Origin of the sequence: Enterococcus sp. AZ071 (assembly GCF_050499065.1) — a bacterium.
GTDB lineage: Bacteria > Bacillota > Bacilli > Lactobacillales > Enterococcaceae > Enterococcus_A > Enterococcus_A ferrettii.
The window spans coordinates 1,143,377-1,166,562 of the sequence record NZ_JBIPAS010000001.1 but is presented as its reverse complement, the minus strand read 5'-3'; the positions used below and the strand labels follow the sequence as shown (position 1 = coordinate 1,166,562).

At 36.1% G+C, this 23,186-nt stretch carries 29 protein-coding genes and 1 tRNA gene; 16 read left to right on the top strand and 14 right to left on the bottom strand.

All coding sequences use genetic code 11. The features are described 5' to 3' along the window. Nucleotides 1–245: 245 nt before the first annotated feature. Both IGI49_RS05810 and IGI49_RS05805 read left to right on the top strand, forming a co-directional pair. A complete protein-coding gene (locus IGI49_RS05810) occupies nt 246–1,055 on the top strand; it encodes a MerR family transcriptional regulator (RefSeq protein ID WP_429963761.1) in 810 nt (269 codons plus the stop codon). Between the two features lie 58 nt (nt 1,056–1,113). After that, nucleotides 1,114–2,454, top strand: coding sequence for a flavin monoamine oxidase family protein (locus IGI49_RS05805; RefSeq protein WP_429963760.1), 1,341 nt, complete (start codon nt 1,114–1,116; stop codon nt 2,452–2,454). 484 nt (nt 2,455–2,938) lie between these two features. Here the strand turns inward: IGI49_RS05805 and IGI49_RS05800 are convergent, their stop codons facing one another. Beyond that, complete coding sequence (locus IGI49_RS05800; RefSeq protein WP_429963759.1) at nt 2,939–4,132, bottom strand: DNA/RNA non-specific endonuclease; 1,194 nt, start codon at nt 4,130–4,132, stop codon at nt 2,939–2,941. A 714-nt stretch (nt 4,133–4,846) separates the two neighbouring features. On the opposite strand from IGI49_RS05800, the gene liaX reads away from it, so the two are divergent. Further along, nucleotides 4,847–6,625: a daptomycin-sensing surface protein LiaX gene (liaX, locus tag IGI49_RS05795; protein WP_429963758.1), complete on the top strand. Its 1,779-nt coding sequence runs from the start codon at nt 4,847–4,849 to the stop codon at nt 6,623–6,625. A 250-nt stretch (nt 6,626–6,875) separates the two neighbouring features. Beyond that, nucleotides 6,876–7,832 (top strand): tRNA dihydrouridine synthase, encoded by a 957-nt coding sequence (locus tag IGI49_RS05790; RefSeq protein ID WP_429963757.1) that lies wholly within the window; start codon nt 6,876–6,878, stop codon nt 7,830–7,832. A 134-nt stretch (nt 7,833–7,966) separates the two neighbouring features. Here the strand turns inward: IGI49_RS05790 and IGI49_RS05785 are convergent, their stop codons facing one another. The 3 genes from IGI49_RS05785 to IGI49_RS05775 form a co-directional block, all read right to left on the bottom strand. Further along, nucleotides 7,967–8,614 carry a PepSY domain-containing protein gene (locus IGI49_RS05785; RefSeq protein ID WP_429963756.1) on the bottom strand — a complete coding sequence of 216 codons (648 nt, stop codon included), beginning with the start codon at nt 8,612–8,614 and terminating at the stop codon, nt 7,967–7,969. Nucleotides 8,615–9,401: 787 nt separating this feature from the next. Then, nucleotides 9,402–9,746: a ribonuclease G gene (locus tag IGI49_RS05780; RefSeq protein ID WP_429963755.1), complete on the bottom strand. Its 345-nt coding sequence runs from the start codon at nt 9,744–9,746 to the stop codon at nt 9,402–9,404. A gap of 120 nt (nt 9,747–9,866) precedes the next feature. Next, nucleotides 9,867–10,181, bottom strand: coding sequence for a hypothetical protein (locus IGI49_RS05775; protein WP_207703153.1), 315 nt, complete (start codon nt 10,179–10,181; stop codon nt 9,867–9,869). A 587-nt stretch (nt 10,182–10,768) separates the two neighbouring features. Between IGI49_RS05775 and IGI49_RS05770 the strand changes: the two genes are divergently transcribed. Further along, nucleotides 10,769–12,025, top strand: coding sequence for a glycoside hydrolase family 73 protein (locus IGI49_RS05770; protein WP_429963754.1), 1,257 nt, complete (start codon nt 10,769–10,771; stop codon nt 12,023–12,025). A 43-nt stretch (nt 12,026–12,068) separates the two neighbouring features. Here the strand turns inward: IGI49_RS05770 and IGI49_RS05765 are convergent, their stop codons facing one another. The 3 genes from IGI49_RS05765 to IGI49_RS05755 all read right to left on the bottom strand — a co-directional run bounded on the left by IGI49_RS05765 (nt 12,069) and on the right by IGI49_RS05755 (nt 13,553). Next, nucleotides 12,069–12,284, bottom strand: coding sequence for a hypothetical protein (locus IGI49_RS05765; protein WP_207703150.1), 216 nt, complete (start codon nt 12,282–12,284; stop codon nt 12,069–12,071). A gap of 242 nt (nt 12,285–12,526) precedes the next feature. Then, nucleotides 12,527–12,850 carry an AzlD domain-containing protein gene (locus tag IGI49_RS05760; protein ID WP_207703149.1) on the bottom strand — a complete coding sequence of 108 codons (324 nt, stop codon included), beginning with the start codon at nt 12,848–12,850 and terminating at the stop codon, nt 12,527–12,529. Next, nucleotides 12,843–13,553 carry an AzlC family ABC transporter permease gene (locus IGI49_RS05755; protein WP_429964970.1) on the bottom strand — a complete coding sequence of 237 codons (711 nt, stop codon included), beginning with the start codon at nt 13,551–13,553 and terminating at the stop codon, nt 12,843–12,845. Before IGI49_RS05755 ends, IGI49_RS05760 begins: the two co-directional genes overlap by 8 nt. A gap of 159 nt (nt 13,554–13,712) precedes the next feature. Here IGI49_RS05755 and IGI49_RS05750 point away from each other — a divergent pair, with 159 nt between their 5' ends. Then, entirely contained in the window at nt 13,713–14,141 is a 429-nt protein-coding gene (locus IGI49_RS05750) for a universal stress protein (RefSeq protein ID WP_429963753.1), read from the top strand. A gap of 253 nt (nt 14,142–14,394) precedes the next feature. On the opposite strand, the gene IGI49_RS05745 is transcribed toward IGI49_RS05750, so the two are convergent. Together IGI49_RS05745 and IGI49_RS05740 are read right to left on the bottom strand one after the other, a co-directional pair. Beyond that, nucleotides 14,395–14,871: a hypothetical protein gene (locus IGI49_RS05745; RefSeq protein ID WP_429963752.1), complete on the bottom strand. Its 477-nt coding sequence runs from the start codon at nt 14,869–14,871 to the stop codon at nt 14,395–14,397. A gap of 13 nt (nt 14,872–14,884) precedes the next feature. After that, entirely contained in the window at nt 14,885–15,088 is a 204-nt protein-coding gene (locus IGI49_RS05740) for a hypothetical protein (RefSeq protein ID WP_207703145.1), read from the bottom strand. Nucleotides 15,089–15,249: 161 nt separating this feature from the next. Here IGI49_RS05740 and IGI49_RS05735 point away from each other — a divergent pair, with 161 nt between their 5' ends. The 5 genes from IGI49_RS05735 to IGI49_RS05715 all read left to right on the top strand — a co-directional run bounded on the left by IGI49_RS05735 (nt 15,250) and on the right by IGI49_RS05715 (nt 16,989). Further along, entirely contained in the window at nt 15,250–15,792 is a 543-nt protein-coding gene (locus IGI49_RS05735; RefSeq protein WP_429963751.1) for an HdeD family acid-resistance protein, read from the top strand. 17 nt (nt 15,793–15,809) lie between these two features. Continuing rightward, on the top strand, nt 15,810–16,208 hold the full coding sequence (locus tag IGI49_RS05730; protein ID WP_429963750.1) for a hypothetical protein: 399 nt from the start codon (nt 15,810–15,812) through the stop codon (nt 16,206–16,208). A gap of 49 nt (nt 16,209–16,257) precedes the next feature. Next, nucleotides 16,258–16,330: transfer RNA gene (locus IGI49_RS05725), tRNA-Gln, on the top strand. Between the two features lie 182 nt (nt 16,331–16,512). Beyond that, entirely contained in the window at nt 16,513–16,770 is a 258-nt protein-coding gene (locus IGI49_RS05720; protein WP_429963749.1) for a DUF5960 family protein, read from the top strand. 42 nt (nt 16,771–16,812) lie between these two features. Continuing rightward, nucleotides 16,813–16,989 (top strand): hypothetical protein, encoded by a 177-nt coding sequence (locus IGI49_RS05715; RefSeq protein ID WP_429969596.1) that lies wholly within the window; start codon nt 16,813–16,815, stop codon nt 16,987–16,989. Between the two features lie 37 nt (nt 16,990–17,026). Here the strand turns inward: IGI49_RS05715 and IGI49_RS05710 are convergent, their stop codons facing one another. From IGI49_RS05710 to IGI49_RS05690, 5 genes are all read right to left on the bottom strand, one after another. Continuing rightward, on the bottom strand, nt 17,027–18,178 hold the full coding sequence (locus IGI49_RS05710) for a tyrosine-type recombinase/integrase (RefSeq protein ID WP_429963748.1): 1,152 nt from the start codon (nt 18,176–18,178) through the stop codon (nt 17,027–17,029). Between the two features lie 105 nt (nt 18,179–18,283). Then, a complete protein-coding gene (locus IGI49_RS05705) occupies nt 18,284–18,715 on the bottom strand; it encodes a hypothetical protein (RefSeq protein WP_429963747.1) in 432 nt (143 codons plus the stop codon). A gap of 44 nt (nt 18,716–18,759) precedes the next feature. Further along, nucleotides 18,760–19,068, bottom strand: coding sequence for a hypothetical protein (locus IGI49_RS05700; RefSeq protein WP_429963746.1), 309 nt, complete (start codon nt 19,066–19,068; stop codon nt 18,760–18,762). Nucleotides 19,069–19,085: 17 nt separating this feature from the next. Then, entirely contained in the window at nt 19,086–19,763 is a 678-nt protein-coding gene (locus tag IGI49_RS05695; protein ID WP_429963745.1) for an ImmA/IrrE family metallo-endopeptidase, read from the bottom strand. Nucleotides 19,764–19,778: 15 nt separating this feature from the next. Further along, complete coding sequence (locus IGI49_RS05690; protein ID WP_429963744.1) at nt 19,779–20,153, bottom strand: helix-turn-helix domain-containing protein; 375 nt, start codon at nt 20,151–20,153, stop codon at nt 19,779–19,781. Between the two features lie 305 nt (nt 20,154–20,458). On the opposite strand from IGI49_RS05690, the gene IGI49_RS05685 reads away from it, so the two are divergent. The 5 genes from IGI49_RS05685 (at nt 20,459) to IGI49_RS05665 (ending at nt 23,000) form a co-directional block, all read left to right on the top strand. Next, nucleotides 20,459–20,653 (top strand): hypothetical protein, encoded by a 195-nt coding sequence (locus tag IGI49_RS05685; RefSeq protein WP_429963743.1) that lies wholly within the window; start codon nt 20,459–20,461, stop codon nt 20,651–20,653. Nucleotides 20,654–20,667: 14 nt separating this feature from the next. Beyond that, on the top strand, nt 20,668–20,955 hold the full coding sequence (locus IGI49_RS05680) for a hypothetical protein (RefSeq protein WP_429963742.1): 288 nt from the start codon (nt 20,668–20,670) through the stop codon (nt 20,953–20,955). 12 nt (nt 20,956–20,967) lie between these two features. Then, nucleotides 20,968–21,204, top strand: a complete 237-nt coding sequence (locus IGI49_RS05675; protein ID WP_429963741.1) for a hypothetical protein — start codon at nt 20,968–20,970, stop codon at nt 21,202–21,204. Between the two features lie 397 nt (nt 21,205–21,601). After that, on the top strand, nt 21,602–22,519 hold the full coding sequence (locus IGI49_RS05670) for a hypothetical protein (RefSeq protein WP_429963740.1): 918 nt from the start codon (nt 21,602–21,604) through the stop codon (nt 22,517–22,519). Then, a complete protein-coding gene (locus IGI49_RS05665; RefSeq protein ID WP_429963739.1) occupies nt 22,512–23,000 on the top strand; it encodes an ORF6C domain-containing protein in 489 nt (162 codons plus the stop codon). Before IGI49_RS05670 ends, IGI49_RS05665 begins: the two co-directional genes overlap by 8 nt. Nucleotides 23,001–23,186 lie beyond the last annotated feature (186 nt).

The window sequence follows — 23,186 nt, the reverse complement described above, 5'->3', positions numbered from 1 at the left end:
CTGAACTCAAAAGTAGCCAATGAGTTCAGTCTTTTTCACTCGGTGCAATTATTTTTGAATTTCCAGGGAATACTATCTAGCTCAAAAGAGAAAACTAAATTCCCCATAAAAAAATTTGCAATTGCTAAATAGGCTTTTACAAGTAAATCATGACAATATTTTTCATTTCCAAAAATATTGTCATGCTCACTTTTCTAACGTATGCTTAAATCATACTACTGATCTATTGAATAGGAGGAGCCATAGTGAAGGCAAAGTTTTTTTCAATTAAGGAGATTGCCGAAATGTATGGTATCTCGACTCATATCATTCGACATTACGAAAAAATAGGGTTATTAACGCCGGAAAGAACCGAGAATAACTATCGGTTATATTCAGAAAAGGAAATTTATCTATTAAACATTATTCGGGATTTGCGGGAATTGGACGTACCGTTAGAATCTATTGAAGCATACTTGAAGGATCGAACGTTGGCTACTACGCAAGAAATTTTTCGGGAGAACCAGCGCTTATTAAAAGAAAAGATTGCTTTAATGGAAGAAAAGCTGGCGGGAGTGACTGCGCGTAATCGTATTTTGGACCAATTGCAGCAGCAGGAACTGCCGATCGAAAGAATCGTAATCGAAGAGAAAGTAGTACGCCCATATTTTTGGAAGAAGGTTGAATATGGAAATGAAGCAGAGTTCGAAACGGCAATGCGAAAATTGTATGGAGAAGTCTTGGAACAAAGTAGTTCGTATGAGTTCCATTTCGTGGCAGGAATTATCGCTGATAGTTTTGAGATGAGTTATGAGGGGATTTTATTTTTAACGAATTCTGAGACGGAGGATGTAGTTACCGAGTGTAATTTTTTGGAAGCTGGAACTTATGTCAGTTATTTTTATCAAGGGGACTATGAACAAGCGGGTAATCACCTGGAAGAAATGAAAGATCAGCTAAAGCAACAAGGTTATCAAGTGGAGCTCCCCTTCTATGAGTTTTATTTGATTGATTTTCATGAAACCCAGCACAGTGATGAGTTTTTAACCGAAATCCAAGTAAGACTTGTGGATTGACCTTATAACAGTTATAACCTCTATACTTTTATTATAAAGTATTTTAGGAGGACATATAATGGAGAAAAGATATGATGTAGTTATCATCGGTGCTGGTTTTGCTGGGCTGGCAGCTGGGTTATCTTTAAAGAAAAATGGATTTAAAACAGTTATTTTGGAAGCACGTAATCGTGTAGGCGGTCGAACAGAAACAAAATGGCTGGAGGATGGAACTCAGATTGACTTAGGAGGTCAGTGGTTAGGACCAACACAGGATCGAATGTATGAGCTAGCTGCTCAATATGACGTACCGACCTTCCCTTCTCAATTGTTTGGTAAGGGACAGTACCATTATCTTGATGATGTTCATGATCAAGAACCAGAGGAAATGCTGGAGTTATTTGAAGTTATCGATGAACTAGCCGATCAAGTGAACTTGGATTATCCACACAAAAGTCCCAATATTGCCAGTCAAGATCGAATGACATTGGCTAGCTGGTTGAACTTACAAACAAAAGACGAAGAAGTCGCAGGCTTCGTCGGTCGGATGCTAGCGGGAGGATTGTTAGCTTCGGATGCTGGTGAGGTTTCGCTGTTTCAAATGTTGTATTATATTAAAGCGGGTAATGGCGTTCAAAGTTTATTAGGTGCAAAAGGTGGGGCCCAGCAGGATCGAATTGTCGGAGGACCACAGGCAATCGCCAAAAAAATGGCGGATGACTATGGCTCGGTTTTTTTCGAACAAGTAGTTAAGGCAGTTACGAAAAACGAGGAGGGATATCTTGTAGAAACCAGAGTGGGAGAACTGTACTTAACAAAACAAGTTCTAATAGCCGTGCCGCCGACTGTCGTGAATTCAAAAATCATCTTCACACCAGAACTGCCGGTTTGGAAGAAAAAGACATTGCAAAGCATTCTGCCTGGCAGCGCATCGAAATACCATGCGGTTTATGAGCAACCATTTTGGCGTGAATCTGGATTGTCCGGTCAGCGCAACATGAGTGAAGGACTGATTATCGAGAGTCTGGATAATTCCTTAGTAGATCAAAAGAAGGGCATTCTGACCTTCTTCGTTTACGGAATTGATTCGATTCAATTGACCAAGCTGTCGGAAGAAGAACAAAAAGCTCGCTTGATTGAAGAACTAGTCAAGCTTTATGGCGAACAGGCAAGAAATCCGGAGCACTTTATTACGCAAGATTGGAATGAAGAACCGTTTACTAATGGCTGTTTTTCTGGCCATTTTAAACCAGGTGGCTTTATCAAATATGGTGAGTTCCTGCAATCAAATGTTAAGGGAATTCACTTTGCTGGAACAGAAACCGCAACGGTCTGGAACGGGTATTTTGAAGGTGCTGTTAGGTCTGGCGAACGAGAAGCACAAAAGATTATGATGAAAAAAGAAGTTAAACTAGTTTAATCAAAAGATGATAAAGCTTTTGGGAGCGAAACAAAAAGGAGCGATGAGATAAGTGCTCCTTTTTGTTTCGTTCTAATAACCTGAATACAAGCTTCTAAAATCATAAGCTAAGTTAAATCTGTCCACCGTATAACAATAAAAGCAGGAGGTACTTTCAGAGTGAAAAATTTCCATAAACATGATTAACGTAGTAAGTACTTCCAAAAAAATCCTGAGTACAGATAGCGTTAATTGCTGTTTTGTCTACTAGCTTTAATAGGGTTTTATAGATGATTCAAATCATTAAAATTCCATAATTCAGTGCTAAATGAGCAACTAGTTTATGAAAAGAAGTGCTTAAAACCTTCAAGCTTACTTCAATTAAAGAAGTAAGTAGCATTTTTTTAAACCATTGAAAATTAACATCTGACTATTTACCTTAATTTTTAAGTGGCGAATTATTTAAAACAGTAATTTTTTCTGGTAAATTGATACTAAAACCGGATTACTTAGGAGAACGATACCCGGCTTGTTCGGCTTCTTCAACCGTTTTAAACCAAGCAGCTTGACTAGTAGTTCTGCCATAGTATTGGCTTCCAGGAATATGATAAATTCCATTTTTAGAACCTTTGATTAACCCATTTCCATTAACGTCAACGTATTCTTGTGCGCTGGGTGGTGCTGATTGTTGCTCTTGTTGTGTTTGTGCATCTTGCTGAGCTTCAAGCTCAGATTCCTCAAATACTTCGTTTTGCTGTGCCGCGATATCCTTGTTAGCCTGGCTGGTGCCATCGGAATAATTTAGCGTAATCCCCTCTTGGACATTGAAAATATAAACATTGAAATTGATAGCATCACTGTTAATCGATTTAGCCATTAAATGGACGCCGCGGGCTAGAAGTTCATCCCCTCTAAAAACAGGTGTGACCGAGTAACGTACATAGTTTTTTTTATTTTTTTCAAGATAAGCTTTAATGTCCATTTCGTGGCGTAGCATTTCGGGATTATTGAGTTGGGCTGTGCCGGTAATTAAATTTTTCCAGTTGTCATTTTCACCAGAAAGTGTGTAGCCGATTAGGTGGGATCTGTTGTAAAGATAACTTTTTCCTAATTTTTTATTGTGCCAGCCAGTTGGTTTAACTTTGGAAATATCTCCGCGTTTTTTCGTAGGCATCAAACTTTTATTTAACATGGCCTCTGCATAGCTTGCACGATTTAAACTGTCTAAATCACCATAGACTTCCCAGGTTTTATTTGCTAAAGATAAATCGCCGTCTGAAAAAGTTGGCACATTATTATTAACAGCTATAGTCTGGGTACCACTGTAGTTGAGAACGGCTAGTTGATCATTCTCTTGCTTGATCCTGGTAGGAATACCATCAAGTGCTTCTTGTTGTTCAGCTTTTTCCCGTTTGCTTGGTACTTTCTTATTATCAGCTTTTTGCTGATGGTTCTTTTTTGAATTTTTCTTTTTTGTGGAGGATTCTTTGACAACTTTTTCCGACTTCGCATTGCTCTTTGCAGCATATACTGTTTCAACAGGTGGTGCCAAGGCTGTTCCAGTGATTATCATTGTAACCGCTAGAGCAAGTATAGCAAGCCCATTTCTCTGAGATATCTTCCTAAAAAAAGATTGGAACATGTGAATCAAGCTCAGCACAAAGCAAAGAAGCCCCATTAAGATCAAAATCGTACTCATTGTTATACACCTCCTTAAAAATATTGTGGTTAAAATGATTGAGTGAATTCCGACTTTCCGAATTACAGCTTCGGTTTGTTTTATTACAAAACGTTCAAAAATATAGTGCTTGCTGATAATAGCCTTTGTAGTTACTTTATCTAGTTATTTTGTGTTTATATTCTATTATAAACTTTTCTATCTTAAGTTTCATTTTTTTATGGAACAACCGTTCTCTGATTAACCATTGAATACTCGATATAATGGACCTAAAAAGAAAACGTTAGCATGTTCGCTTATTCAGCTAGTATTCAAGTTCATCGGAAAAATTATTTAAATTTTAGATAGAAAGTACAATGATGAAACAGAAGTGTTGTTGGATCGTGAAGACAGCCTTACTTGAAATTGTTACGTCTGATGAGACTATTGTTAAATATTAAAGTTGAAACTTCTATTATCATAATGGAAGGAGAGCATTGTTTTTTGTGAATTGGGATATTCTTTCAAAATTGAATGTAATAGGTGCATATAAGATGAAGTTTTATAAAAAAAGGTACTAAGCAGGTCATAAACGTCAAACTGAGTGAAGAAAGCCATACTTTGGCTTTAACAAAAGTATAGCTTTTTGTCATGAAAAAGACTTAACAAAAATACTTCTTTTGACCTATGAAAAATTCAAACAAATCTTGCATAATAGTATCATGGAGAAACGTAGTCTAATAAGGAGGCTTTATCATGACCATACGCAAAGAAATTCTAGAAGCAATTAAGGATGGAACCATTACCCCTGAAGAGGGCTTAAATTTGCTTGAAGAAATTGAGCAAGCTGAAACAATAGATGGAGAAAAAAAAACAGAATCAGCAAAAACAGTAACAGAGCCCAAAATAGCATCAGTTCAAGAGTCGGAAGAAGTAGAACAGAAAGTAATTTCAGAATCGGTAAAAGAAGCGAAGTACCAAAACCAAGTAGAATCTTCACAGGAATCTGGAGCGAAGCTTGAACAGGAAGTTGATTATGAAGCAAATCAAGAACTAAAGACAGGCGATCCAAAAACTGCTCAAGAGACAAAACAAGAAAAGCTCCAAGAAACTGAGTTTGCCAAGCAAAAGGAAAAGCAATTAGAACCTGAGAAAACTAAGGATCACATCGCCAGCCTGATTGATGAATGGGAAACCAATGATCATCAATTGCATACTAATGACTCTGTCGAAAAACCAAAGGACGCTCCTGAAAAAAAGGCTGAAAGTAAAGAAAATGCGTCTCTGATGAAGCTCAATCAACTCGATCAGCAAATTCAACCTCTCAACGAGATGTTGAAGACTAAGCAGGAAACTTTTAGAAATCTTAAGCTGGAAGTTGAACTAGAAATCATTTCGGAAGAAAATCTTGTATTGTATCAGCAAACACAAAAAGAAATAGCTGAGCTGGAAACAAAAATCAAACAGCTGAAGCAAGAAAAAGGAACTGTTGAAAAAGATTTCTACTCCATTCCAGTTTGGCAAACGGAAATGCCGAATCATGACGATACTCCAGAAGAATTCTATGAGCATGAAGAGGAAGTTGACGAACCATTTGTTAGACCGGATAATTTCAACAGTCGAATCAATCAACTAGTTAATCGCACTTTGAAGACTGTTGCCGATACTGTGGATGGCAAATGGAGTGACATTAAATTACCTGCAGTTGGGAATTCGGGCAACACTCGCTTTGATCATCGTTTCAATTTCAAAGAAGAGATAATTACGAATTTAGATGTAAAATTAGCCAATGGTTCGATCATTTTTAAAACCTGGCCAAGGTCGTACATTATGGTGGATGCAGAAATTAAGCTTCATGGAAAAATGTATGAAGGTGATCCAATGGAGTCCTTTATGGAAAGAAGTCAAATTGCCGTTGAGTATGAGCATTTGTTATTCCATGTTCATAACAAACGGGTTAGTGCCGAATTGACATTCCATTTACCGGAACAAACCTATAATCATATCAAGATTCGAATGCTGAACGGCAACTTAACCGTTAAAAATGTTGAAGCTGAAGACCTCTTTGTTAAATCCGCTCGCGGTGAATTAGTATTTAAGAATATTGGTACAGCTGTTCTGGAAATTCAAGGAACGGATAACGAAATCGAGATCGATAAAGGCGTAATTGTGGATTCAATTATCGAAACAGTCAATGGCTCTATTGTTTCAACGGCGGATGTAGCTAACGTTGATGCTTCATTAGTGAATGGTGACATTAAGCTTTCGATCGGTAATAGTGAATTAAAAAAAATTCGTGCAAATTCAATTAACGGTAATATTAAAGTTTCTTTTCCAACCGCTCTTGGTTTAGAAGGTGTAGCTAAAACGAGTTTAGGTAAAATCAATTACCGATTATCTGATTTTCAAACGGTTAGAGAAAGAAATGACACGAAACAACGTCTGTTCCATTTCCGACGGCCATTAGAAAATCCGGTACAGATTGATATTTCTTCTAAGACAGGTAATATTTTTCTAAAAGATTTCGACAGATAATGGATAAGCTTGGCTTAAAACATCTCAAGAAAAGCTGGTTACTGGTTCAATTTTGTGCCGATAACCAGCTTTTTTAGTTTTTTTAAGCTGTACAATAAGGTAAAAGACTGTTTATGTGATAGTGCTCTATTAAAATAAAGTTAAGCTATAAAAACTTTACCGTTGCCTCTTGTTCCTATTATTAGTACAATGACTATGTTTTTGAAAGTGTAAATTACGTATAGGAATGTGATGGAAGGAAGAATAAATAGTGACAAATAATTTTTGGACGGAGTTGCCAAAACCGTTTTTTATTTTGGCACCAATGGAAGACGTAACAGATGTTGTTTTTCGACATGTGGTGAAAAAAGCGGGTGCCCCAGATGTTTTCTTTACTGAGTTTACAAACTCTGATAGTTTTTGCCACCCAGATGGCATAGAAAGTGTCCGTGGCCGGTTAACTTTTTCTGAGGATGAGCAGCCAATGGTGGCACATATTTGGGGAGATAATCCTAAATTTTTTAAAGAAATGAGTATTCGTTTAGCAGAAATGGGTTTTAAAGGCATTGATCTAAACATGGGGTGTCCCGTGCCAAATGTAGCCGAGCGAGGAAAAGGTAGCGGATTAATTTTGCGTCCAGAAGTAGCCGCCGAATTGATTGAATCCGCAAAAGCAGGGGGACTGCCAGTTAGCGTGAAAACTAGAATTGGTTTTAATGAGCGTTCTGAGCTTGAGGAGTGGATCAGTCATCTTCTAAGACAGGATATCGCAAATCTATCGGTTCATATGCGGACGAGAAAAGAAATGAGTAAGGTAGAGGCTCATTGGGAGGATATCCCTAGAATTATTGCACTGCGGGATGAGATTGCTCCACAAACTCTAATCACGATTAATGGTGATATTTTAGATCGTAATATGGGTTTAGAATTAGCAAAAGAATACAAGGTGGATGGCATTATGATCGGTCGTGGCATTTTCAAAAATCCTTATGCATTTGAAAAAGAACCCAAAGAACACCAACCTAAGGAGTTAATCGAATTACTACAACTACAGCTTGAGTTACAGGATAAATATGCTGAACAGGTACCACGTTCAATCGTCGGCTTGCATCGTTTTTTCAAGATTTATGTCAAGGGCTTCCCAGGTGCTAGTGATTTGCGAGTGAAATTAATGAATACGAAATCTACTGATGAGGTAAGAGTAATTCTGAAGGAATTTCTTCAATAGAATTCAATGAGTATAACTTGATTGATCATTAGAAGGCTTTTTAGACTCACTACGGGTCAAAAATATTATATTATTAAATAAATCCGTTAGCGTAATCCCATTTAGATTAGCTAGCGGATTCTTTGTAAATAGGATTAATCGTCTACTTCGGTTTCTAAAACATTACCTGATTGAGCATCAATTGATACATTAATTTCCTGATGATCCTTGCTAACTGTTACTTCCCAGTAAGTAGTAGACAATTCTTTTTCCAAGGACCATTCTTTAATGGTACCGTCCGCTTCCTTAAGTGCAATGGTGTTGATCTCAGACAGTGGAAGCAGATTGTCAAAATTTAGTTTACTTTGGCTTCTTTTCACGCTCTCTTTTTCATCATTGTCAAGAGCTTCTTCACGGTCTAAACGAAACTCGCCATTGGTCACATTAACATCAACTTCATATTCAGTATTGTCGTCCACACCAGTAATTTCATAATAGTAGGTGCCAAATTTATCGTTGATATCAATACTCGTAATATCAGTATCAGGGTATTGTTTTTGATAGATAGTGATGGCATCGGCTAACGAAATAGCAAAATCTTCTGAGGAGCTAGTAGCATTAGTAACTGCCTTAGATTTTGAGCTACTACTAGCATTGTTTTCCTCAGTTGATTGGTTTTTAGAAGTTGATATACCGCTTCCTTGGTTACTATTTGATTCTAAATTAGCTTTATTTGTTGTACACCCCGTCAGTATAATGCCCAAAATGCATATTGCTCCTATTGGAATCATCTTTTTTTTCATTGCAAACATTCCTTTCCAGTGGTTGTTTCTGTTTTTTATACTCTTTTATGAAAAAATCCTAGCTCAAATCATCTTATTCATATCGAGAAAAATGAAAAAATGTCATATTCATGTCTATCAAGCAGAGGTTTCATTGGCCGGAGATGTGATGCTAAACACGTTCTCTGAGATTATAGATCTTTGACTTCAATCGTTTTTTGGTAGAGAGGAACCAACTATTTGGCAATAGCCAAACCTATTCCATTGCCAGAAATAGTGCTGATGTGAGATTAATACAAACGATAAAATCGCTTGAAAATATGACCTTTTTTTCCTAAGATCATTTCCCACTATTCTAGAAATGGAAGTAATGATGCTCTTGTTCTGAGACATTTGTTCTTGAATCTGTCCAACCCGAGGGGAATATTTGCAGCATTTCCGATTGAGTTCTTCATGTTCTGATAAAGGTATGCTTTGTTACTGACTTGCCAAAGTAGTTTATCAGAATGACCGGATATCACTAGCTCTAGTAATTAAACGTAAAAACAGATCATCACAATCGCACAGGAAGGATTCTGTCTGAGTGAATGGTTTGAGTTTGTTGCTGAATCTCCACACGGATAGGAGCCAACAATACTTCCTATTCAATAAGCAAAATCGGAAGTTTGTTCATCCAAAAACCTCCTCAATTAGAGAATGGTGGTTGCAAAAAAAAGATATTTTTTTGAGAACAATTCTTCGTAATCAACAGCAAAATGTAAAAAACGAACCCCTTGAATTCAAGGAGTTCGCCCCAGGTTACCTCAGGTTAATAGTAACGTCCGTTTATTAACATAGACATAACGGCTGCAAAGAAAACAAAATAAAGAACGATCACAATAATAGCAATAATAAATGCGACCAAACCTGCACGATTCCAGGTTCTTTGTACAGCTAAAAAGGTTTTAATATCTTCATAGTCTCCTTTTTGCCAAGCCCATTCATTACCTTTAAAACCGCAGACAAAAATCCATACAATATTGAATAGCGGAATTAAGCACAAAAGTGGTAAATAACTCCGATTCCCAAAGCCCCAAGTAATATTAAACATAAAGGCTCCCCAGTTCCAGCCTCTAATTTCGTCTGGGATAATTCCTAATGATTGCTCATCCAAGTGTAACAACTCCTTCTCATTTTTTATCAATCGATGACTGACATTAAAATTCTATCAGAGAATGAGTGTAAAGTAAAAGCAATTATTAAGAAAAAATCGATTTGAGTGATAATTACTCAATTATAGGAATAGGGAAGCTAGAGTAACTAAGTAGAAAATTAGAATTGCAGCAGATACTAGGCAGGATAAGCCGATAAATAATCCCCCAGGACGTTTTTTTTCACGACGGCTTCTGCGGCGTGCCATGTCAACTGCTTCAGCAGCTGGCAGCGGAACATATTTAGTACGTAATAATAAAATAGCTACAAGATCAATGAAAAACATTAATTGAATGACTCCACCTATAATTAGAATTACTTGGTTACTAGTAGTTATTCGAAAGACGAAAAGAATGACGGTTAGAAGATCAATAAGTAACGTTAGTAAAATAGCCATGTACAGACTCCTTCATTGTGCATTGGGAAAACAATATTCAACATTATATCATGTTGGAACTAAAAGATTAACCTTTCGAAAGAAAATTTGAGAAGTCGTTAATCTTTTCGATGAAGTAAAGCGTAAACACTCCAATAAATCATACAACTAATAATCGAGGTAGCTAAGAGTATTCGTATCACTTGAGCACCTTCAGCGGGCTGATAATAATGGTAGTTAATTAAGAGAAAGATACAAATGAATGTAGGAATCAGCGAAAGATACAAATGGATAAAGGTTCTATCTCTTTTAAATAGGTAGAAATAGACAATTGACATAAAAATAAAAATCATATAAATGATATTCGCGGATAAAAGCCCTAAATCTATGATCAAACACCTCCGAAGAACTAATTATACCAAAAAAATATGGAATGGAAAAATCAATAATTAAAGTAGTGATTTTAGTCAGATTCTAACAATGATTTCTCATATTTGTGGATAAAACTGAAGAATGGTCAAACTGAAATAAAAATTTGATAAGAAATGATTTACTTGAATTCCTATTTTTGTTACATTAAATTTAGATTTTACTTTAAGGAGGAAACAATGAAAGCTAAACATCTTTTCTCAAGCGTTGCAGTGTTAGGAGTGTTAGTTTCAGTAGGAAATCCAGGAACTGTTTTGGCTGAAGAGGCCATAACAAGTACAACTGATGAGTTAAGTTCAAAAAGCAGTGCAACAATTGAACGCACGGTTGAGAGCACCGATAGCTCGACTGAGCCAACTATAGAATCAACGGAATCGGCACAGCCTAAGATTTCAGAGGAAACTACAACCGATACTGAAGAAATAGTGACAGAGGAGCCAGAAGATCCTTCTGGTCAACTAACACATACTCACCCGTTTCCATTCGAACAATTCTCTATGGGAGCTGCTCAAGCACGTTCAACAAATAATCAGCAAGTATTTATTAATCAAGTGGCCCCTTATGCCAAAACAGTTGCACATGCCAATGATTTGTATGCATCTGTAATGATCGCACAAGCAATTGTGGAAAGTGGTTGGGGGCAAAGTACGCTATCAAAAGCTCCTAATTACAATCTATTCGGGGTAAAAGGGAACTATAACGGACAGTCTGTCACAATGAAAACTCAGGAATATGTCAATGGAAAATGGATAACAGTGGATGCTAAATTCCGTAAGTATCCATCCTTCGGCGAATCATTAAATGATAATGCCTATGTTCTTAAAAATACTTCCTTTCAATCAGGAGTTTACTATTACTCAGGTGCATGGAAGAGCAACACGAAAACTTATAAAGATGCTACAGCTTGGTTAACGGGTAGATATGCGACGGCCCCAAGCTATGGCGCAACTTTGAACAGTGTTATTGAAGCCTATAATCTAACTCAATATGATACTCCAAATAGCAACAATGGTGGGAACGCTGTAAATCCGGTTGTCGAAAAAACAGCCATGTACAGACTTTACAATCCCAATAGTTCTGAACACTTCTACACGGCAAATGCGGGTGAAAAGGATAATTTGATTTCTGTAGGTTGGAAATACGAAGGAGTTGCCTGGCAAGCACCAAAAAAAGGAGCACCTGTTTACCGTATGTATAATCCAAACGTTGGTGATCACCACTATACTCTTAATTCCGCTGAAAAAGATATGTTAGTTGCGAAAGGATGGAGATATGAGGGAATAAGCTGGTACTCTGGCGGGGAAATCAAATTGTTGCGTCTGTATAATCCGAATGCTAAAGCTGGCTCCCATCACTACACGGCTAATACTTACGAAAAAGATCAGTTAGTTAAAGTTGGTTGGCAGTATGAAGGTCATGCTTGGAACGGTCATTAATAAGACAAAAAAACAAAAGCCGCTCATAACGGCTTTTGTTTTTTTACGATTCATCAATAGTTTCAATGATAAAGAAACTATGCAAATCCTCATGCTGGTGTTGATACTTTGCCGCAATTTCGGTCAAAACCAATTGGTTACTCTCAACAACCGAGCAGTCTTTAGCATAAAGTGAATCATGGGAAACATCTACTTCAAAAGATTGTTTTCCAGAAAGATCTAAAGGATGTTTAAAATAGACACCGCTGATTTTTTTCATTGTCATCACACTCCTGAATTCTAATAGCGATATTTGTTATAGGATACAACAAAAAGAGGAGAGAATCTAATGTTTTATTCAATAACTGGTGTTATATAAAATGCAAAAGACAAAAAGAAGGCCATTTCATTAATTGAGATTAAAAATCTCTCAAAAAATTCCTTCATAAGATGGTCTAATAGAGCCTATAAAAAAAGTCAACTGTTCTTCTAAATAAAAACAGTTGACTTAATAAATTTTCGTTAAAATAATAAACGCAGGAGTGCAACAGAGACCACTCCTGTAATAACAATTTTCATCAAATCATTGGTCCGAATACCGACAATTAATGCTGGAATACATGCAAAAATTTCAGGAAATTTCAATCCAGGAAAATGACCATCTTCAAATACTAACAAACTCTGTAATAATAGTGCTGTTAGTATTGTTAACGGAATATAGCTTAAAAATTTTTCAAATAAAGGTGGTATAACCATGGTCCGTGTTAAGACAAAAGGTAAGATTCGCGGAATCCAAGTGACCACTCCGCAGCCTAAAATAACTAACAGAAAATACTGATTATTCATCTTTAATAACCACCCCAATCGTGCAGCCCAATAATGTAGAAATAATAACTGCCAGCTCTGCGGATACAACACGCATTAATAGGTAAAGCGAAAAAGCAGTTACTAGTAATATGATAACTGTTTTACTTTTTTGAAATTTTAAAGGCAATTGGACCTGAAATAAAAATAACCCTAAAAACATTGCTGTTAATGCGAAATCTAATCCTAAAACATTCGGATCGGGAATGAAATTTCCTAACAAGGCTCCAATTACTGTAGCCAAAATCCAAGTCAAATAGGCAGTGATATTTAAACCGTGCGTCCATCGACTAGATACAGCAGGCTTTTGAGCAAGTGTAGCCATTAAAACACCATAAGATTCATCAGTCAGCAAAGTACCAATGCCAATACCATTTAACAGCGAGTCTTTTTTAAAATGATTTGCTACTGAAAGACTCATCAAAAAATGCCGTAAATTAACCAAAAATACTGTAAAAATAATTGAAGGAATTGGAGCACTAATGGCTATCAAGCCGCAAATGATAAACTGTGCACTGCCAGCGTAGACAATTAGTGACATGAGAAATACTTGCCAAACCGATAATCCAATTGCCTTTCCGACAATTCCCATGGCTACTCCAATACCCAAATAGCCCATAATAGTAGGGACACAAGCCTCCACCCCTTCGTTGAAAGTTTGAACCCCCTTCAGCTCATCCTCCATATACTTCACCCACTCTCATACATTTCTAATTATAGTAATAAAAAAGAACTAGATTTACAAGCTTTTTTCTACTCACAACAAAAGAAAAGAGGGAAAAGATCAGAAAAACTTTTTGTTTATGAATCATTGTTTTATAATAGAAGAGAGGGGGAATTGACAATGAAGGAAGAGTATAAGAATATTTTAGTAGCTGTAGATGGGTCTGAACAAGCGAAAAAAGCCTTTGGAGAAGCGATTGAGGTTGCTAAACGAAACAATAGCAAATTAACTGTATTATCAGTGGTAGATTACAAATATTCTGTTGGCGATCCGGCCTTTATTAATGATGCGTTGAAATTCCATCTGAACAATGCAGAAATCGAAATTGATACATTAATCAGCAAAACAGAAGAATTGCCTGAAAACTATGAGACAGCGATTCTATCGGGAAGTCCCAAACGTAGAATTGTAGAATATGCGAAGAAACATGAGATGGATCTCATTATGATCGGGGCAACAGGGGTTGGGGCAATTGAAAAAGCGATTATCGGCTCAACAACTTCTTATGTTGTTAATCATGCCAGTTGTAATGTTATGGTAGTGAAGTAATTATTGATAAGTGAAGCCAAATAAGGGCTCATATCAAGGCTAAAAAAAGGCCATCTTAATGGAGAAGCCTTTAGTTTCTGGGATGATTTTCTAAAGAGATATCTGCGTCTATTATCCAAATAGCTGAGAGCATGCATCTAAATCAAAAGAGATTGAAAAAGCCCCTTATTAAGTTTCAGCTGGAGAGGTGAACATATTGTCTTTCTCGCTTGTCCTGATTAAGTAGTGAAACATTAAAAGAAGATTGACTAGGTCAATCTTCTTTTATAATTATTTCCAATTTACTACCATCATTAAGATGGGAGGTGAAGAAAACAGCCAACTCTTCCAATGAATGATCAAAGTTTAAGACCGGTCCTCGGCGTCCGTTTCGAAAAAAATTCATTTTGATTGGTTGGTCTTCTTCCACCAGTAAAACAACTTTTTCAACTTTTGAATAAGGAATACCACGATTATCCAAACTATTCAAAATAATATGGCTTTCAGTCAATCCTTTTTTATCCAGAAGAAAACTTAGTACAATCAGTACTGCCAGACTTGTTTGTAGTTTCCCGTCGAGATTAGTAAAGTTAACAAAACCGGAAAAACCAATAAGGAAGGCAATCATGGGGTAAAACCAATAACGATTTTTATTAACGTGAGTGGGGATAACCACCGACTGACGAACCATTACTAAATAAACAAGCAATACTAGGGTAAACACCCCTAGCAATATAGTGAATACACTCAATAAAATCAGCCTTCTACTTAGCGGTGAAGCTAGAATATTTTGCCACTACCATATTAGATTTATCTTCTCGCAGTTCTTCATCGATTTGTTCGCACGCGTTAATGCGAATGACAGCGCAGTTTGCCATTTTAGAAACGACTTCTCCCTCAACTGTTTTTTCAAATCCGATGGGGTGACAACGATAAACTTTACCTAATTCAATCTCTTCTTCTTTCATACACAAGCCCTCCAGTATCGACAAAATTTTTGGGTCTAGCCTTTTGGATCAATGTTAAAGGCAATTATACCCAACTATGTAAAAGTTTACAATCATCAACTACTAGAATATTCGTAAAATTTGTTAATATTCGTTAAAATAAAAAGTAAGGAGGAATTTATATGAGTGCTTTCTTAGAATCAATGAAGCAATACAGCTATTTCAGAGGAATTGTCTACCTGTTATTAGGCATCGCTATCTTACTTTCACCACAAACGGTTTTTAACGGAATAGTCTACATCATCTTTTTATATGTGGCTATTTTAGGGGTCCTACAGATAATCAACGGGTTACGTAATCGCCAGAAAGTAGGAGGCTATGGTCCGAGTTTTTCAGGGGGGATCATTATGTTGATTGTTGCTTTTTTCATTCTGTTCTTTGCCCGTGGTATTGTTAGTATCTTGCCAATGTTTTTAGGGTTTATTGTCCTGATCTTTGGAATCGGAAAGTTTATGCAAAATTGGGATGCGCGCAAACGTGGTTTCTCTGTCAATGGAGGTCTAGTTTACAGCGGATTGATGGTCCTAGCAGGTATTTTACTTCTGTTTAATCCCTTCAATAGTTTAATGCTGCTATTTCGTATCTTCGGTTTTCTGTTAATCACCATGAGTATTGCTGAAATACGAGACGCCAGAAGACTAAAAGATAAATCAGCTGAACTTTAAACGAGGAGCTAGGGATAATGAATACTTCAACTGAACTTTATCTTTTTAGTAAGAAATACAAAATCAACTATAATACAAATGAGAAAAAAGGCATCGAACTTTTTGAACGCTTGATAACGGCATATCCTAAAACAAATTTCATTTTTTCCTTTGTTGGTTTTCATCAGTATAAAAGCTTTAAAAATCATGAAGGAATGACGTCCTACGGTATTTCAGGAAACATACTCTATGCTGTTAGCCGTAAAGGAAGATACCAATACAATTTGTATCATTGCAAATCCATCACTGGTCAGAAAAAAATGAACGGTATTTATCTCATGCTGGAATTCGTGAAAGAGACTGTGGTAATTAACTTAGGATTTGCTGATGGCAATTTAGTGCTGACAGCTTTAAAGCAAAGCAGCGGCAAAAGTTAAAATACTTGAAGAATAAAAGAAACGGCGTTATAATTTCTTTTATTCTTAATGGGATATAGCCAAATTGGTAAGGCACTCGACTCTGAATCGAGCAATTACAGGTTCGAACCCTGTTATCCCAATACATTATTACATTGATTTGAAGGTAATTTGAAACAGATCAATAGTTATTTAAAAGGGTGGAAAAAAGGCTTGGCTAAGACTTTGGCTAAGACGAACTTCTTTTTTAAATCTTAATATAACAGGGAGAAAAACTTTACAAAAGCAAACGTTCGTTCGTATAATGTGAACGAGGTGAGCTATCATGCTACAAATAAGTGGAACTTTAGACTTTGAAACTGGTAAGAAATTCCATACAGATTTTGAAAAGTATAATACTTTAAACGATGGATTGTTACCTGCTTTTGCAATAGTTGAAGACATCATATTTTTGATGGAGAGCCAAGACATAGAGTACTTTCAGTATCCGGCTATGAATAACTCCTTTAATAAGGATATGTACTTTAGATTTGAAAGAAAGAATAATAAGTATTTTTACAAAGGCTTTGATTTCGGAAAATAATCTTAGCCAGATTGCGTATATTCTTCAAAGGGGGAATACGCAATGTATCTAATGTCTGATGTTGAAGATTTATCTATCTCTATTTTTTTGTTTGGTGATCCTGTCCCGTTATTGATAGTCGATTGTTTGTCTGAAAAAGAATTTGATTACACTTATTCAGACCTGAAAACATTCATTGATGACTGTAATAATTCACGTCATAAGCCTGTTTGGTATTAAAAATAGTCCTTACCAGAGATGGTAGGGACTATTTCTTTTATCCAACAAAGTTAGCGAATAGATCGCCTGTTCCGTCACTTACTTTCTTAGTAACGTGCGTGTAGATGTTCATAGTTGTAGCAATGTCAGCATGTCCTAAACGCTCCTGAACAGCCTTAAAACTTGCTCCAGCTTCAAACAACAAACTAGCATGCGTATGACGCAAGCCATGCGTTGAGATACGTTTAAAGTCGGTAGGTACGATTTCTTGTTTATAAATATTCCGCAACCAGTTAGCATCTATTGTTGGCTTGTAATATTCGTTTTTATCTGTGCTGAACAAAATTTGGTCTTTCTTACTAGTTGGATGACCGAGCATCATTAAAAGCTGTTTCTGAGTGTTTTTCCAGCGTTTAAGAATGTTCATAGTAGATTTATCCATTGAGATTATTCTCACGCTGGTAGGGTTCTTAGGTGGGCTTACATAGACGGTCTTGTTTTCTCCGCGACTCAAACTCTTAGTTATTGAAATCTTGTTTTTTTCAAAATCTATATCATCCCAAGTTAAGGCGTATGCTTCACCTTTTCTCATTCCTGAGTAAGCAAGTAATCTAAAAAATGTATAAAGCTTATTCGGGTCAAGTGCTTCGACATAAGATAAAAATTGTTTTAGTTCATCGGCTTCAAAAAATCCAATCTTCTTTTTTGTACCGGATACTTTAGGCGTCAGAATCTTTTTCATTGGATTATCATTTATGACTCCGATATTTACAGCATAATTAAAAATTTTACTTGCATAGAATTTATATTTTTTGAATGTATTTGGTTTTTCCTCAGCCCATTTGTTCACTATCTTTTGACAAAGTGTAACATCTATTTTGTCGATTTTTTTCCCCTTAAACTCAGGTAGAATGTATAACTTGAGATATGAAAGAGTACCGATGTAGGTTACTTCTTGAACTGTAGTTTTATAATAAGGCAACCATAGTTCTACTATTTCTTCGAATTTCTTTGGGGTCTCTCTCATTTTAAAAGTGCCATCTTCGATATCAAGCATAATTTGTGCAAGTTCTAATTCAGCTTTTTTTCTGGTTGTAAATCCTCTTCGCCTTGTTTGGATTTGATCACCAGTGATTGGATCGATACCGACATATACTTGGAACTCGTAAAAGGTATCGCCATCTTTTTTGTATTCTTTGATTTTTACCATTATTGAATCATCCTTTCTGGTTTGATACAATAGGCATAGCTAAAGCGCCTATTTTGGTGATTTATGTCAGCACGATCTAACTCTGTCAGGGGTGGGATCGTGTTTTTATTCTTCTTCTGAACGACTCACGTGTTTTACTACTCCGCCAACGAAATATATTTCTGCTTCTCTCTTACTGTTCTTGCTTTTGACATTGTAAGTGTACTGCTTTACATTTCTATCTGATTCAGAAGCATTATAAATCTCATCTAACTCAGTCATTCTTCTTTCGATATCACTGTTCTCAACTACTGAATTAACTTCGTACAATACTTTATAATTTGAATAAACATTATCGGAAATTTCTGCATTATTATCTACAATTATTTTTGGTTTTCCTATCGATTTTTCCACATCAGTTACCGACATTCCCTTTTCAATAGAATTCCACTCTTGTTCATTTACAGTGCCTTTTCTTGAGAAAAATAAGAAAGCAACTAGGATGATTGTTATTATTGCTAGGGCGCCATAGAAAACTTTTTTATTCATTTTTTTCAAAAATACCAACTCCATAGATGATGATAGTTTTTTACTTTAGACTATTATTGTAAGAGAGCCCATAAAACGGCTAAACATATCAATGCAAGTGGTAAAAGCATCAAAGCACATCCAATATTTGATAGTGCGTCACCTGTATTTTTCAAACTGTTGCTAACACTTTCCAATTTGTTTGCCGTATGATAAAGCTTAGAGTTTGCTAGTTGAGATTCATAATTAAAAAAAAGTTGATGTACATCTTCAGCCTTGAAACCTGTGTGACATTTTGGACAATGTGTAGTATTAAAAGTCAAAATTATACTTTTTTGACAAGCGGGACATTGGATTTTGAGCTTTTCATTTTCGATTGACACGTTCTGACCTCCTTGTTCTATTGTATTGCGTTCTCATAATTAAGAATAATTTGTTTTTCACAATTCAAGTGATTTCCTGTTAGATAAAACCTGAAACCAACTCTGGAACCTTGATAACGTAATTCTAAAGTAGATTTTAAAGCAACTTGTTCTGACATACCACAAGAATACCTGCCAAAATCCATGAGCCTGCTATGTAAAGCAGGGTGACTCATTTGGCATTCGTCAGATATCTGAGCGAATGATTTATTAGTACCTAAATATTTTACCAGTTTTATGTCGGGAAGCATGATGACTCCAGCTCCGCAATCGGCAAGCTTCTCAACAGCTATTTCTTCATCCGAATAAAATCCTTCTCGATCATCAACATTAAAAAAGGTTTGTGTAGGAAGCAAAGTGTTCATGTCGAACAAACAATGAATAATCTCATGACATGCGCTAAAGCATAAACAACGGTTGTAAACTCTTTTGTTTAAAAAAATTGCTAGACTGTATGGGCTTTTAGCAGTTAAGCCTAGAAAATATTTCCCTTCAATGTATGGGATATCGAATTTTATCTCTATATTGTTAGATTTAGTGTAATATAGAAAAAAATCTTTGAATGTGTAATTCTCTGGCTTAAGCTCCATCTTTAATAAAAACTGATTAATTATTAAATTGACAAGAGACAGTCGTGTGGCTTTTAATTCATCCATAACAAATAACTCCAATTATTTTGGTTTGTTTTTTTCGTCCAAATCCTTCATAGTTTTGTTGATGTAATCAAATAAATTCATAGCTTGCCTTTCGTAAATCGCCTTTTCTTCATCTGAAAGATTCTTGGAGCCGCGCCTGAATCGCATCAATAGATTTTGCTCTTGTTCGGATAAGCCTTCTTCCGTTCTTGCTGGTGATTCAGTTCTGCCTAAAAGATAATCGACAGAAACACCAAAATAGTCAGCAACTTTTTCTAAATCCCTAGCTTTTGGTTCGCTAGTTTTCCAACGGTAGAATAAGTTTTCGCTAAAACCTAGGTCTGTAGCAACTTTAGAGACACCTTTTCCTTGATCGTTTGCTAATTTTTTAATCCGCTCAAAGACTGTCATATCAGCGTTTCCTCCTAAATTAACGAGAAAAACTATACGAAACGTAAATAAATCGTTGACATTCTATACGAAACGTATTATAGTGTTACTCGTAAGATAAATAGTAAGAAAAAAAGCAAAACTAAAAACACCATATAAAAATAAATTATTCAAGGTCGCCAAACTAAGAACTTTAATTTTTATAGGTTTTGTTAAGCTTATTTAACTATGACTTCATTCTATACGAACGTATAAAAATGTCAATAGTCTATTCCAAATTTCTTACTATTTTTCTTACCTACATTTTAAAAGAAAGGAGCATTGATATGCCTGAATCTACAAATGGAAGAGAAAAAGTTCTAAATTTTATTGAGGAAAGCGGAACGTCTATAGTCGATATCGCAGTTTATTACGGGATGAAAAAACAGGATGTTACAAAATATTTGACTGGTAAGTTGAAAGATTCGCCTGCAGCAAACAAATTGGTGTTGAAAATCATTTCAGATTTCCGCATTAGATAAGGGGGAAAATGAATATGCTAAATATCCTGAGCGAAGATTTTATGAGAAAACTTCGAGAATCGATCATTGCCATTGTCAGAGATGCTTTCCAGATGTTTATGAAGGAGAATGCTGAAAAATCAAGATATCTGCAGCAAAAAGACGCAAGAGCCTATATCGGCGGTATTTCAGCTACTGATTTCAGTGAATTAGTGCAGGCGGGATTGCCAGAAATCCGATTAGGAGCTGGTGGAAAGAATAAGCGATATGACAAAAAAGCTATTGATGAATATATGGCGATTCATAGTGAAGTAAGTAGTTAAGGAGGAGGCAGAATGGACGAAGATTTAAGAATTGCTAAAGCATTAGAAAGTATAGCAAAAAGCCTTAGCATTTTAGCAGGAGATACTAAGGCATGTGAAGAAATTGAATTATCAAAAAAGTGCGACAAAGGAAGTTACACTCTTCTAGATATGATTAAAGAGTCTTCACTGATGTTCATTCTCGGTATTGTTGTCGGATGTATGTTATTCCAGCTAGGAACAGAGTTGTTGAAATGGTTAGTAATTTGAAAAAGTCTTCATTGTTATTTCTATAAAACGACATGGAATTGAATGAGACGTAAGCAAGCATCACAGAAAGAAGCAATGTATTATTTCGTTTTGCCAATAGAAATTTCTGATAGTCCAACCAACTTGTTTTTATACGAGTCTCATATCCCGGATTGAGAAAGTTGTATTCTCTATTTTTCTTTTCTAGTTCCTTGATTTTATTTCTAGCTTTAATTTGAATTCTGGCTCTGTAGGAAATAGATTTCATTTTATAGATCCATAACACAAAAAGGAAAATAGCTAACCATCCAGATGTCTTTTCTATAAAAGGTAAAGAGGTAATAACAATATCATACAAGGTCACAATAATTCACCTCACTTTCTATAGTGAGTATATCAAACCACGGGAGGTTATAAGTTGAATGAAATAAAAAATGCGTTCGATTATTCGGTTGTGGATGATCAAACGGCAACTTTCTTGAAAACTAAAGAGCAAGAAATGCGCTCAATTGTATTAAACGGAGCTATCCAACTTGGAGATAAACTGATAGAAGCACAAGAAAAGCTTGCAAAGTATAACAATGGAACATTTGAAAAATGGTTTACTTCTATCGGGTTGAAAAAAAGAACTGTTTACAACTATATAAATCAAGCTAAATTCGTGCATCAAATGCACGAATCAGAACAGATCGATATGTTTCAAGAATTGCCAATGACATTGCGAACAGAAATCTCGAAACCGTCGGCTGAACCTGAAGCAGTTGAATTAGTTTTTTCTGGCGATATCAAAACGACAAAAGAATACAGAGAGCTAGAAAAACAACTAAAGAAGAAGGATGAACAAATCGATAATCTTGCTGATGTAATCAACGACATGAGCGTGTCGCAGCCAAGAGTTGTAGAAAAGGAAGTCATTATAGAAAAAGTCCCTGATGATTACGAAAGCATAAAACGATCGTTCTCAGAACTAGAAGAACAGAGCTACAACCTTGAAGCTAACTATCGAAGTCTTTTAGCCGAAAGGGAGGAAATTAACGATAAATCAGCAAAGTATGAGCAGCTTTCTAAAGCGATCAACCAAGCCGAAGGCAGACTCAACGAAACACAGCAACTCGTATCGAATTACAAGAAGTTATCAGATGTATTAGAAGCATCAAATGAATTCTTGTCAAAAGCAAGCAGTTTGATTTATCAAGACTTATCAGAAGTTGTAGGCAGAGACAGCCTAGCAAAACGAGAGCTGGACTTTCTAACCCAGCGGTTAGAGAAGTTTATAACTGACCTAAAAGCAATTAGTCAAAATACTATTTTAGAAGGAGAGATTATCAATGAGTAACCAATTGTTGGAATTGGAACAAACGCTAGAAAACCAATTGATCATGGTTAAAGAGATGCGGCAGATAAAAAGCGATGTTTCAGCCATGAAAGAAGACATCACTAAAGACGTTCAAGAATTACGTGATAGCATTACGCTTACTCGTCATGAAGGATCAGAAATCCAATCTGCTGTTGGAAGAAAAGCCTGGAACCTGGCAAGAGAATACTTCGAACATAAAGTTTCAGATGATTTATTTCTAGCTAAAGTCGGACACTTCCGCGGGATTATCTACAAGCGGTTGAAAGAAACGTTTAACGTCCCAAGATATTATGACATTCGCAGAGTGGATTTCTTGAAGGCGAAGCAAGTGGTAGATATTGTAGAGCTGAGCAATTTAAAAGGGTATCAATTACGATTAACAGTTCGACAAAAAGAAATAGCTGAGGCAAACAATGATGATATTACAGGGTTAGAAACAGCCGTATCTCAGGTAAGCTGAGGGCGATGTAAAGGAGGAAAGTTGAAATGTTACCAGTCAGAAAGTCTGTCCAATTCGTTCGCAAAATGAACGATTCGTCCATCAAATGGACAAATAGATTCTGTATCTAGTTCAAAAAACAGGAGGTGCCAAAATGAGGAGAGCTTTGTAAAGGAGGGATAAGATGTCACTTAAAGATTGGATACT